The 12,910-nt window shown below is 61.4% G+C and carries 7 protein-coding genes; 3 read left to right on the forward strand and 4 right to left on the reverse strand.

Annotated elements, in window-relative coordinates:
• Nucleotides 1-78: 78 nt before the first annotated feature.
• On the forward strand, nucleotides 79-2,175 hold the full coding sequence (pta, locus tag MCB86_RS10860) for a phosphate acetyltransferase (protein ID WP_045160906.1): 2,097 nt from the start codon (nucleotides 79-81) through the stop codon (nucleotides 2,173-2,175).
• A 133-nt stretch (nucleotides 2,176-2,308) separates the two neighbouring features.
• On the forward strand, nucleotides 2,309-3,217 hold the full coding sequence (locus MCB86_RS10865) for an acyltransferase (protein WP_239610867.1): 909 nt from the start codon (nucleotides 2,309-2,311) through the stop codon (nucleotides 3,215-3,217).
• Nucleotides 3,218-3,221: 4 nt separating this feature from the next.
• Here the strand turns inward: MCB86_RS10865 and MCB86_RS10870 are convergent, their stop codons facing one another.
• From MCB86_RS10870 to MCB86_RS10885, 4 genes are all read right to left on the reverse strand, one after another.
• Nucleotides 3,222-5,363: an EAL domain-containing protein gene (locus MCB86_RS10870; RefSeq protein WP_045160904.1), complete on the reverse strand. Its 2,142-nt coding sequence runs from the start codon at nucleotides 5,361-5,363 to the stop codon at nucleotides 3,222-3,224.
• Nucleotides 5,364-5,460: 97 nt separating this feature from the next.
• Nucleotides 5,461-9,171: a CHASE domain-containing protein gene (locus MCB86_RS10875; RefSeq protein ID WP_239610869.1), complete on the reverse strand. Its 3,711-nt coding sequence runs from the start codon at nucleotides 9,169-9,171 to the stop codon at nucleotides 5,461-5,463.
• 152 nt (nucleotides 9,172-9,323) lie between these two features.
• Nucleotides 9,324-9,980: an OmpA family protein gene (locus tag MCB86_RS10880; protein ID WP_239610871.1), complete on the reverse strand. Its 657-nt coding sequence runs from the start codon at nucleotides 9,978-9,980 to the stop codon at nucleotides 9,324-9,326.
• 124 nt (nucleotides 9,981-10,104) lie between these two features.
• Entirely contained in the window at nucleotides 10,105-10,749 is a 645-nt protein-coding gene (locus MCB86_RS10885; protein ID WP_045160901.1) for an MBL fold metallo-hydrolase, read from the reverse strand.
• A 131-nt stretch (nucleotides 10,750-10,880) separates the two neighbouring features.
• Between MCB86_RS10885 and MCB86_RS10890 the strand changes: the two genes are divergently transcribed.
• Nucleotides 10,881-12,905, forward strand: a complete 2,025-nt coding sequence (locus MCB86_RS10890) for an ATP-binding protein (RefSeq protein ID WP_275589502.1) — start codon at nucleotides 10,881-10,883, stop codon at nucleotides 12,903-12,905.
• Nucleotides 12,906-12,910: the final 5 nt, after the last annotated feature.

Below are 12,910 nucleotides of genomic sequence, written 5' to 3' on the forward strand. Positions count from 1 at the left end.
AAAATCCGGCGACCGTAAGGGGCGTCGGGTTTAGTCGATTCGACAGCGCCATCGCCCTTCGCTCGACAGGAGATCACCATGCATACGCTCTTCCTCGCCCCCTGTGGTTTTGGTGGCGGCCTCAATTCCGTCAGCCTCGGTCTGATCCGGGCACTCGAACGTGCCGGGTTGACGGTCGGCTTCTTCAAGCCCATCGCCCAGCCCTTTCCGCTCGACCAAGGCCGCGAACGTTCCTGTGTGCTGGTGGAAAACACCCTGAATATCGCTTCACCGGAGCCACTGCCGCTGGAACAGGTGGAGCGTCAACTGGCCGATGGCGAGCTCGATCTCCTGCTCGAAGACGTGGTCAGCCGTTATCAGGAAGTAGCCGCCGGCAAGGATGTGGTGATCGTTGAGGGCATGGTGCCGACGCGGGAGTTCAACCACACCTCGCGGATCAACACCCATCTGGCCAAAAGCCTGGACGCGGAAGTCATTCTGATCGCTGCGCAAGGTAGCGACACGCTCAAACGCATGGCCGAGCGCATCGAGATCCAGGCGCAGCTGTTTGGTGGTGCCAAGGATCCGAAGGTGCTCGGCTTGGTGCTCAACAAGATCAAGTGCGACGACGGTGTGCCTGCGTTCATCGATCGCCTGAAGGAACAGCTACCACTGCTCGGCACCGCGGACTTCCAGTTGCTCGGCGCCGTTCCCTACGCCGAACAACTGAACGCCCTGCGTACCCGGGACATCGCCCAGCTGCTGGATGCCAAAGTGCTCCATGCCGGCGAAGCCGAACGGCGTCGCATCAGCAAGATCGTCCTCTGCGCCCGTGCTGTCCCCAACACCGTGCAGTTGCTCCAGCCGGGTGTGCTGGTGGTTACCCCCGGCGATCGCGACGACATCATCTTGGCCGCGAGCCTGGCATCGCTCAATGGCGTCGAACTGGCGGGCCTCTTGCTGTGCAGCGACTTCGCCCCGGATCCGCGCATCCTCGACCTGTGCAAGGCTGCGCTCGACGGCGGCCTGCCCGTCATGACCGTGCAGACTGGCTCCTACGACACGGCCACCAACCTGTTCGCGCTGAACAAGGAAACGCCGGCGGACGATATCGAACGCGCCAGCCAGGTGACCGATTTCATCTCCCAGCACCTGCAGCCCGAACTGCTGCATACACGCCTCAGCGTACCGCGTAGCGAGTTGCGACTGTCGCCTCCGGCGTTCCGCTATCAGTTGGTCAAGCGCGCCCAACAGGCGAACAAGCGCATCGTGCTGCCGGAAGGTAACGAGCCGCGCACCATCCGTGCTGCGGCGATCTGTCAGGAGCGCGGAATCGCCCGTTGCGTGCTCCTGGCCAAGCCGGATGAAGTCCAGGCGGTCGCCCGCGAACAAGGCATCACGCTGCCGTCCGGCCTGGAAATCCTCGATCCGGAGCTGATCATCAACCGGTACGTCGAGCCCATGTGCGAGATGCGCAAGGCCAAGGGGCTGACCGCCGAGGACGCACGTGGACAGCTTCAGGACACCGTGGTGCTGGGCACCATGATGCTGGCGCTCGATGAAGTGGACGGCCTGGTTTCAGGCGCCGTGCATACCACGGCCAACACCATCCGCCCGGCGCTGCAGTTGATCAAGACCGCACCGGGCTACAGCCTGGTGTCGTCGGTATTCTTCATGCTGCTGCCGGACCAGGTGCTGGTCTATGGCGACTGCGCGGTGAATCCCAACCCGAGCGCTGCCGAACTGGCGGAGATCGCGCTACAAAGCGCCGAATCCGCCGTCGCCCTGGGCGTCAATCCACGCGTGGCGATGATCAGTTATTCCACCGGCACCTCCGGCAGCGGCGCCGAGGTGGAGAAAGTTGCCGAAGCCACGCGCATCGCCCAGGAGCGTGCACCCAACCTGCCGATCGACGGTCCACTGCAGTACGACGCCGCTTCGGTTGCCAGCGTCGGCAAGCAGAAAGCGCCGAACAGTCTGGTTGCGGGCCAGGCGACGGTATTCATCTTCCCCGATCTGAACACCGGCAATACCACCTACAAGGCGGTCCAGCGCAGCGCCAACGTGATCAGCGTCGGGCCCATGCTGCAAGGCCTGCGCAAGCCGGTTAACGACCTGTCCCGCGGCGCATTGGTGGATGACATCGTATTCACCATCGCCCTCACCGCCTTGCAGGCCGACAGCCAGAAAGCCTGATCCGCTGATCCGACCTGCCCGGCCCATCGCGGCTGGGTAGGTCGCAACACCTTTCGCTGGGCGTATTCGTCTTGCAGTCCAGCGCGCAATCGGTACTCTTGCCGCCTTAATTGACGGGTATACGAGCCAATCGATGCTGAATGTCCTCCCTGCTCCCTTCCGCGGCGTCCTTGCCGGCCTGACGCTGGCGCTGAATACGCTGTTCTGGTGCTGGCCCCTTTTCGCGCTTTCGTTGCTGAAACTGGCACTGCCGATCCCTCGCGTCCAGCGTGCGCTGCGCTTCGGCATGCATTGGATCGCCGAGTCCTGGATGGCGGTCAACGGCTTCTGGATGGATCAGGTGCGGCGCACGCAATGGGATGTGCAAGGATTGGAAAAGGTCGACATGCAACACTCCTATCTCGTCACCAGTAACCACCAAAGCTGGGCCGATATCCTGATGCTCCAATACCAGTTGAATCGACGCATGCCGATTCTGAAGTTTTTTCTCAAGCAGGAGCTGATATGGGTACCCGTCATTGGTCTGTGCTGGTGGGCGCTAGAGTTCCCCTTCATGAAGCGCTTCACCAAGGAGTATCTGACCAAGTATCCGGAAAAACGTGGCCAGGATCTGGCCACGACCCGCAAGGCTTGCGAGCGCTACCGGACCAATCCGGTGTCGGTATTCAACTTTCTCGAAGGCACACGCTTTACCCAGGACAAGCATGACGAGCAGGCTTCACCCTACCGCCATCTGCTCAAACCCAGAGCCGGCGGCGTCGCCTTCGTGATCGACGCCATGGGCGAGCAGCTGACCGCACTGATCAACATCACCATCCACTACCCGGACGGCAATCCCAGCTTTTGGGACCTGCTCTGCGGCCGCATCGGACGGGTAGTGATGCGCATCGACTCACGGGCCATTCCGGCCGAGTTCCTGCATCGCAGCTACGATCAGGACGAGCGCTATCGACTGAACTTCCAGGAATGGGTCAACGAGCTTTGGAGCGACAAGGACGCCCTGCTCGAAACGCTACATCGGCAATACCCGCCGAGTCGCTGACGGCCTAATCGCGCACCTGGTGATCGAGCTTCGCCCAGTCGACCGTCCGCGGAAACGCCAATGCATCCTCGACGGCCAATCCCGGCGCTACCAGAAAGCCCTGCATCACTTGGCAACCATTGGCAATCAGCCAATCGCGTTGAGCCGCTGTTTCGACGCCTTCGGCGATGACTTCCAGCCCCAGGTTGCGCCCCAGGTCGATGATGGTGCTGACCACCGCGGCATCGCGGGGCGAATCGAGCATATTGGCGATGAACAGGCGGTCGATCTTCAGCGTATCCAGATCGAAGTGCCGCAGGTAGGCCAGTGACGAATAGCCCGTGCCGAAGTCATCCACCGCCACCCTTACGCCCAGCTCCCGCAGTTGCCGGAGCTTGTCGCAGCTCTGCTCCAGATCCTGCATCAGCGCACCTTCGGTGACCTCCAGTTCCAGCTGGCGAGGATCAAGCTGGGACTCGTCGAGCAGGCGACGCAATTCATCGATCAAGCCGACCCGGCCGAACTGAACCGGGCTGACATTGAAGCTCAGGATCATTTTTTCACCGAATCGCTCACGCCAGTCACGACATTGAGCCAGGCCCTCGCGCAGAGCCCATTTACCGACCCGGTCGATCAGCCGCGTTTCTTCCAGCAAGGGAATGAACACGTTGGGTTCGACTTCACCGCGACCGCTGTAATCCCAGCGCAGCAGAGCCTCGAAGCCGCGTAGCTCGCCTGTTTCGAGCACGATCTGGGGCTGGTAGACCAAGCCGAAGCCATTGCGGTCGATGGTGCTGCGCAGATTCTCCTCCATCATCAGGCGCGCATGGGCGCGGCCGTTCATTTCGTTGGAGAAAAACCGATACTGCTGCCGTCCGTTGCGTTTGGCTTCATACATGGCCATGTCCGCTGAACGCAGCAACTCCTCGACGCTCTGGCCGCAATCCGGAAAATGCGCGATACCGATACTGGCGCCGAGCGTCACGTCGGTACCGCCGATGGTATGCCGGACCGAAATCAGCTCGATGAGTTTTTCCGCCACCTTGGCAGCGTCTTCCGGATGATCGAGCGAATCCAGCAATGCGGTGAACTCGTCGCCGCCCATGCGGGCAATAATGTCGTAGGGCCGCATGCAGGTTTCCAGCACCCGCGCCACGCGGCAGAGAATCTCGTCGCCCGCATCGTGCCCCAGCGAATCGTTGATACGCTTGAAGCCGTCCAGGTCGATGTAGAGGATGGCCATGCGCTTGCCGTTCCGGTCAACCCTCGCCAAGGCCGAATCCAGCGCCTGGTGGAAGCCCCGCCGATTCAGCAAGCCGGTCAGCGAGTCGGTCACCGCCTGGGTTTCCAGCTGCACGTGCAGATTGCGCACCACCGACATGTCCAGGGCGATCACCACCATTGATCGCTGTTGACGAGGCAGTGGTGACGCAGACAAAGCCACCGGCAGCGTGCCGCCGTTGGCGGTATACAGCTGTGCCTCGTGCAGACGGAAGGTATTGCCGCTACGCCATTGCTTGTAGAACTCGGTGTCGCGCCAGGCTTCGGGCATTTGCGGCGCGGCGAGATGATCGACCAATGCCGTGCCCTGTAGATCGTCGACGCTGGTGTGCAGCATCTGTGCGATCGCCGGGTTGGCGAAGTTGATGTAGCCATCCTCGCCCACCACCAGAATGCCTTCGGCGGCGTTGTTCAGCACCGAGGCGTTGAATGCCCGCGCGCTGTCGAGCTGCTGGGTCAGCAATTGCAGATCGCGCCGGTTGTGCTCGTGGCTGAGCAGCGTGTTGATCTTGTGCTTGAGCACCTGTGGATCGAAGGGTTTCAGGATGAAATCAACCGCCCCCGTCGCATATCCCCGCAATACCGACTCACGAGTATGCGCGATGGCCGAGACGAAAATGATCGGGGTGTAGCGCGTGTGCGGGCTGCCACGCATCAGGCGAGCGACTTCGAAGCCGTCCATACCTGGCATTTGCACGTCCAGCAGTACCAGCTCCACATCCAGATCGAGCAGCGCCTGCAGCGCGGCTTCGCCGGAATTGACCGTGTGCACCTGCCAGTCGCCGTCGCCCAGCAAGGCCTCCATCGCAACCAGATTCGCCTCGCGATCATCGACGACCAGCAACGTCCGGGTACGAGGCTGTGATTTGGCTTGTACCCGGCCCATCACCTGACTCTCCTACCCGATGCACAGTTGATTCCGACCACGATGGCGTCGATAGAGGCGCCACTCCGGCATGAACAATGCGTCACACACTTCTCCTTCATGGGCTCTCGCCAGGGCCATCAGCCTGCTCGAGGCAACGCCGCAGCAGGTCGACCAACCTGGGATTTTCGACCGGCTTGAACAACACATCGTCCGCACCCGCGGCGATGCTTTGATCCCTGACGGTCGGATCGTCACCAACCGCCAGTGCCACGATTGGCACCTGACAACCATAGTCGTTTCTGAGCTGCCGGATCAGTGCAGGACCGCCATTGTCCGGCATAGCCATGTCCACCAATGCCAAATCGAATGCATCTTCATCGAATCGTTCAAGTGCCTCGGAACGCGTGGTGGCCGGCACCACCTGCAGCCCCTGCTCGTCGAGCATGGCGCTGATGGAATAGATCGATCGCACATCCGAATCCACCAGCAGCACCCGCTGACCCAGTAGAGGATGTTCCACTTCATCCATGCCCAGCGGCGCAGGCTCGGCTGCGGCGGGCTTCAATGCATCTTCCATATGCTCCAATTCCTCTGTTTTTGACAACGCAACCGACGAATAGCGCCGAAGTCGCTGTAGATTCTTTTCCGAAAGCGGTTCACGGCTGTTCAATATCACACGCACATCTTTCAGCGAGCGCAGGCGATCCAGCGCTTCGAGCAGATCCAGGCCATCCTCGCCGGGTAGATCGAAGTCGATGATCAGCACCGTGAAGCTGTGCTCGGCATAGGCCAGCCTGGCCTCCTCGCTGCGCCGGCACTCGGTAACCCGGTAGCCGAGACGCTCGAAATGCTCACGCAGTTGCCGACGCCGCTCAGGGTCGGTCTCGACCAACAGCAATCGCATCGAACTGATTTCCTGACGCGCCAGATCGATGAACAGCCGCTCCAGCTCCGATTGAGCCACAGGTTTGAGCAGGTAGTGCGAGCCGTCATCCGACCAGCCTTGCGGCTGCGGTACGCAGGAGATGATGTATACCGGCGTGTCCTGGTGCCGAGAGTCGGAGCGCAGCACACGATGAACCTGCCAACCGCTGATGTCCGGCAGCAGGATGTCGAGAATGACCGCCGCGAAGCGGTCCTGCTCGAGTGCCTCCAGCCCCTCTTGCCCGGTACCGCAAATCACGCTGGGGAAACCATGGGATTGCCCAACCTCAGCTACCACCGAGGCGAAATCGGCGTCGTCCTCGACAATCAATAAACCGCCGCCCTGGCCGCGACGCTGGGACGGCCGTAGCGTCCGGACCTCCGTGGTCGTCGCCAGTTTCAGGGGCAGTTCGACGGTAAAACTGGAGCCTTGGCCCGGCGCACTCCTGAGCCGGATGCCGCCGCCGAGCACTTCGGCCAGCTGCCGCGCGATGGCCAGGCCAAGTCCTGTGCCGCCGTACTGTCGGCTGATCGAACCATCGATCTGCTGGAACGCCTGGAAGATCCGTTCATGTTGGTCTTCGGCAATGCCGATGCCGGTGTCGGTCACGCAGATCTGCAAAAGATCTTCGCCGACGGGATTTTCGGCAGGTTTTTGCGAGACATGGATGTCCACGGAGCCCTGCTCGGTGAACTTCAAGGCGTTAGTGATGAGGTTACGCAGGATCTGCTGCAGACGGGCGCGATCACTGATGATCGAGACCGGCACATCCGGGTCGATTCGAGAGCCGAGGGTCAGGCCGTTCTGCTCGGCCATCGGCTCGAGTCCGGCCACCAACTCAGCCAACAGCTCGGCCAGGTTGACCGGCTCCGGCTTGATCTGCATATGACCGGCCTCGATCTTGGCCAGATCAAGTACATCGTTAATCAGTTGCAGCAAGTCATGACCGGCACGATGGATGATGTCGGCATGCCGCACCTGCTTTTCGGTCAGGTTGCTCGCGGCGTTCTGCCGCAACTGGTCGCTGAGGATCAGGATGCTGTTGAGCGGCGTGCGCAGCTCGTGGGACATGTTGGCGAGGAATTCGGATTTATAGCGGTTGGCGACGACCAGCTCATTGGCCTGATCACGCAAACGCCGCTCGGCGGCCTTGCGGTGGCCGATATCGATCACCACGGCCTGCACCAATTGTTCTTCACCGCTGCGCAGCGGTGACAGGCCAACCTCCACGGGCAATAGATGACCATCCCGATGGCGACCGAACAGTTCGCGGTTTTCGCCCAGACGGCGTGATTCAGCATCCTGCCCGAAACGGTAGCGCACCTCGTGATAGATCTTGCGCATCGACTCGGGGATCAGCAGTTCGACCGGCTGACCCAGCAGCTCTTGCCGGCTATAGCCGAACAGCAGCTCGGTTTGCCGATTGACCATGACGATTCGACCGTCGTGGTCGAACAGCAGGAAGGCGTTCGGCGACGCTTCGACCACATTGCGAAACCGCTCTTCGTCACGCTTGCGCTGCTGAAGATCAACCAGGTTGAGCAAATGATAAATGGCGTTATCGCGCCTGAAGCTGGTCAGGCTCAGCGAAACCGGTATCGGCGTGCCATCTTCGCGTAGCGCCTGGCTCTCCTGATGAGTGGCCTCCAACCGCGGTCCACCGGTGGAATCTACCAGCGCACCGGGAACATAACGATTGAGGCGCTCACCCGCGAGCAGGCCGGCGCTGCTCCCCAGCAGTGCCGCGGCGCTCTGGTTCGCCAGCTCTATTCGGCCCTGGTCGTTACACAGCAAGGTTGCCACCGGCAACTGCTCGATCAACTGACGAAACCAAGCCTCGCGCTCCTGCAGCTGCGCACCTAACGCCTGACTGCTGCGCAGTGCGCGCTCGCGCAAATACAGGTAGCCACCGATCAGCAGGGAGAATAGGATCGCGGCGGTCATGGCGGCCGCCAGGTTGAAGGCCCCGCTGCTTCTGTTCAGGATGGCTTCGTATTCGGGCGTGCTGCCCACCTGCAGCTGCCAGCTGCGACCGTACATGTAGATATTGCGGGTGCGATGAAAGCGCGCATCATCGCTCACCGCCGCTCGGCCCACCAGCAGCGGTTCGTCTGGTATGGCGGCGTCGAACAGCTGCAGCTGGAACAGCTTGCTGCGCGACCCCAGCACACCTTCCATCAGATCGGTCAGTCGAAAAGCCCCGTGCAACGTGCCGGCAAAGGCTGCTTGGCGCTCTTCCAGGGTCGTGACGGGAGCGCCGACCCGGTACAGCGGAAGGTAAAGCAGAATGCCCACCTGGGCGTTCTGTTCGGTTTCCTGCTTGAGTCGCAACGGTCCGGTGAGCATCGGCGTGCCAATGTTGCGCGCCGCCATGATGGCTTCTCGCCGAGTCTCTTCGCTCAGCATGTCGAAGCCCAGCACGCGACGATTGCGCCAATCGAGCGGGTGAATGAAATCCGTAATCAGATACTCGTCGCGATCGCCAGCCGGGTACATACGAAAATTGCTGCGACCCTCGTTACGCATCTCCGTGAGCAGTGAGGCCAGGTTATCCGCACGCACGTATCGAGCTAGGGCGATCGCCTGGATGCCGGGGTAGAAATCTTGCAGTTGAAGCTGATCGGAAGCCCGGTTCCAATCGTCCAGACTGACGGTATCGCTGCCAACGAAAAGACCGGCTAGGCCACGCATGACCATCTCGTACGCGCGCATGCGCTCGCGCAGGTTGCTTTCGACGTCATTGACCGCCAGATTGAATCGTTGCGCCTGCTCCGCGCGGATCCGTGCTTCCTGTACCTGCCATTGCCAGACGACCCATCCTCCAAGCCCGGCCATCAAGGCCAACGTCACGACCAATGGCAGCCAAGGCTTACGAGAATGGAGAGCAGAACGATCATCCATTCGACCTCCTCAATGCCACCACATGGCTCGTTTGTCACCAGCTTCAGAGTCGTGGATTGCCGAGAGGTTCAATGACAGATGAAGAAAAGAGGGAAAAATGACGTCACTTAAATGGCATAGACGAGCCGTTGCGGCTCGCCTATCAAGGTCGTTTACAGAGGGCGCAGATTGATCTCTACACGCCGATTCTGTGCACGCCCAGCAGCGGTATCGTTGCTGGCGATCGGCTGGCTCGGACCGGCCCCGAAGGATGAGATTCGAGACGCGGCCACGCCGTTGCCTTCCAGGTAGGCGGCAACGCTCCGCGCACGACGGTTGGACAGATCCTGATTGAGCTGTAGCGAGCCCGTGCTGTCGGTATGACCAACGATGTCGATGCCGTTCTTGTTGAATTCCTTGAACACCTGAACCAAGGAGTTCAGGGTCGGGTAGAAGCTGCTGGAAATATCTGCCGAGTTGCTCGGGAAAGTGATGTTACCCGGCATGATCAGCGTCAGGTTGTCGCCCTCGCGCTGGACCTGAACCCCGGTGCCCTGCAGGGTCTGGCGCAGCTTGGCTTCCTGGGTATCGACATAGTAGCCATAGCCGCCACCGGCGGCGCCGCCGACCGCCGCGCCGATCAGGGCGCCTTTGGCACGGTCCTTCTTGCTGGAGGTAGCGGCGCCGATCACTGCGCCGCTGACCGCGCCGATGCCACCGTAGATGCCCGCCTTGCCCGCTTCTCGTTCGCCGGTGTAGGGGTTGTTGGTACAGCCGGCCAGCAGTGCGATGGTGGCGGCGAATGCGGTCAGATTGCTGAGTTTTTTCATGGTGACTTCCTTCATCTGCGGGACGCCAGCCTGCCGGGACTACACGTCCGCAGGCTGAAATGCGCCGCTAGGTTAACACTCAGCCAGCAGTAGAACCGGAACGTGCCGACGAACCCACGACGAATTAAGCACGGACAAAAGGGTTCTCTCGCATCTCGTCACCCAACCGCGTTTGCGGTCCGTGCCCAGTGATGACAGTCGCGTCCTCGTCCAGGCAGTACAGCCTCTGTCTGATCGACCGCTCGATGGTGGCATAATCGCCACCCCAGAGATCGGTCCGGCCGATTCCACGGCGAAAAAGCGTATCCCCGGCAACCAGCAACTTCACGTCAGGGAACCAGAAGCACATCGAGCCCGGCGTATGGCCCGGCGTGTGGAGCGCGACGCCACAGCCGCAGGCCAGTGCCTGATCGTCGGCCAACCAGCAATCCGGGGCCGGCACCGGCGTATAGGGTACCCCGAACAGCCGGCACTGCTGCTCAAGACTGTCCCAGAGGAACTGGTCGTCCTTGTGCAGGTGCAAGGTGGCGCCGGTTCGCTCCTTGATCTGCCCGGACGCGAGGAAGTGATCCAGATGCGCATGGGTGTGAATGACATTGACGACCTTCAATCCCAGGGCATCGATTCGCGCAAGGATCACCTCCGGATCGCCGCCCGGGTCCACGACGACGGCCCGGCCCGTCAACGAATCGCCAATGATCGTGCAATTGCATTGCAGCGGACCGACGGGAAAGGTTTCACTGATCAACGTATGGCCTTTGTCTAGCACCTTGACTCCTCAGGTAACCGAATTTTTTCCGCAAAACAGCCACTACTAACCTATACGGCACACGCAGACGTGTCATTCAGACGGAGAGCCGAGCCATCGACATAGCGGATCTGCAGCGCATCTTCGATGCCCTGCCTGGAATCGTCCTCGTGGTTGCCAACGATGCCGACTACACCATGGTCGCCGCCAGCCAGGAGCGCTTGCGAGCGACCATGGCGCGTCGTGAAGACATCATTGGCCGCCCGCTGTTCGAGGCCTATCACGGCGGCGACGCCTCGGTGTCAACGTCCCCCGGCTACGATCTGCTGCGCGCATCGTTGGCGGAGGTCGCGCGCACCGGACGCCTACAACACCTCAAGACGGTCGGCTATCCACTGCGGCGTCCGCACGGCGAAGGCACCCGTGACGAAAATCGCTATTGGGACGTGGTCAATGTGCCGGTGCTGGATGAACAAGGCCAGGTCAGCTACATCATCCACCAGGCCGAAGACGTCACCGAAAGCCTTCTTGAGCAGGAGTCTGCGGCGCTACGCCTGCGCGAGAGCGACGAGCGCCTGAACGCGGCACTGCTGGCCTCCGGCACCGGTACTTTCTATTGGGATCTGCGCAACAATCGCCTGGACATGGACCTGCCCATGCAGCGCCTGTTCGGCCTGGAGGGCCTGACCTCAGGCTGGCTCAACGACCTTCTCGACACGATCCACCCTGATGATCGGGACAGCATCGCCCAGCAGTGCGAGCGCTGTGCACGCTACGGGGACGATTTCGAGATGCAATTCAGGGTCAGACTGCCGGAGGGCAACGAGCGCTGGATATTCGACAAGGGCCAGACCTTCACCGACGCCAACGGCAGACCCTCATACATGGTCGGTGCTTGTCTCGACATTACTCAGCACAAGCGTACCGAACGAGCACTGCACCGCCTCAACGAAACCCTCGAGCAGCGCGTCAACGCTGAAGTCGCAGCACGCGCCAAGACTGAGGCGGCGCTGCGGCAGTCGCAGAAAATGGAAGCGGTCGGCCAGCTGACCGGCGGCCTGGCGCACGATTTCAACAACCTCCTGGCGGGCGTAATCGGCTCACTGGAGCTGCTATCGGTTCGCCTGGATCAGGGCCGCACCGACGACCTGCAGCGTTATATCCGCAGCGCGCTGACCTCCGCCACTCGCGCGACCGCGCTCACCCACCGCCTGCTGGCTTTTTCACGACGCCAGACGCTCGACCCCAGCCCCACCGATCTCAACACCCTGATAGAAGGCATGATGGAGCTGCTGCAACGCACCATCGGGCCAATGGTGAGCTATTCGACGCAGTTGTCGGACGAACTCTGGCTCACCCTCTGTGACACCAACCAGCTGGAAAACGCCTTGCTGAACCTCACCATCAACGCCCGCGATGCGATGCCTGATGGTGGTCAGTTGACGCTGATCAGCGAAAACCTGCGACTGGACGAGCCGCTCGCCCAGGAAATCGGCCTGCAATCCGGTGAGTACGTCGCACTCGGCGTCCGCGATACGGGCGTCGGCATTCCTCCGGAAAAGCTCGGCTACGTCTTCGATCCGTTCTACACCACCAAACCTCTGGGCGAAGGTACGGGGCTCGGCTTATCCATGGTCTACGGCTTCGCCAAGCAATCGGGCGGAGGCGTGCGTATCGAGAGCACGGTGGGCGAAGGCACCAGTGTCTGGATCTACTTGCCCCGCCACCACGGCCAGTCGACCAGCCTGCATGCGCCGTCCACTACGGACCTGCCACCCGCTTCGGTCGAAGGGCGTACCGTTCTGGTGGTGGATGACGAACCAAACGTCCGTATGCTGGTGACGGAGGTGCTGCAGGAAATGGGGCTGAACACCCTGGAAGCGGCGGAAGGTCCCAGCGGCCTGCGCATTCTCGAGAGCGATGCACATCTGGATCTGCTGATATCGGATATCGGGCTGCCCGGCGGCATGAACGGGCGGCAACTCGCCGATGCCGCCCGGGAAAAGCGGCCGTCCTTGCGCGTGCTATTCATCACCGGCTACGCCGAGAGCTCGGTGCTACAGCGCAGCAACGCCTCGTACGACTACGAGGTCCTGACCAAGCCGTTCAGCATCTCGAACCTCGAAGACAAAGTCCGCAGCATGCTGGAGCCCGGTCAGGAGCCAGACGACGCCTAGCTCCT

The organism is Pseudomonas sp. KSR10, assembly GCF_022355455.1.
Lineage (GTDB): Bacteria > Pseudomonadota > Gammaproteobacteria > Pseudomonadales > Pseudomonadaceae > Stutzerimonas > Stutzerimonas stutzeri_E.

Coding starts and splice junctions, on each gene's coding strand:
- MCB86_RS10875 (WP_239610869.1), bottom strand. CDS start 9,171: ATGGATGATCGTTCTGCTCTCCATTCTCGTAAGCCTTGGCTGCCATTG.
- MCB86_RS10880 (WP_239610871.1), bottom strand. CDS start 9,980: ATGAAAAAACTCAGCAATCTGACCGCATTCGCCGCCACCATCGCACTG.
- MCB86_RS10870 (WP_045160904.1), bottom strand. CDS start 5,363: ATGGGCCGGGTACAAGCCAAATCACAGCCTCGTACCCGGACGTTGCTG.
- pta (WP_045160906.1), top strand. CDS start 79: ATGCATACGCTCTTCCTCGCCCCCTGTGGTTTTGGTGGCGGCCTCAAT.
- MCB86_RS10865 (WP_239610867.1), top strand. CDS start 2,309: ATGCTGAATGTCCTCCCTGCTCCCTTCCGCGGCGTCCTTGCCGGCCTG.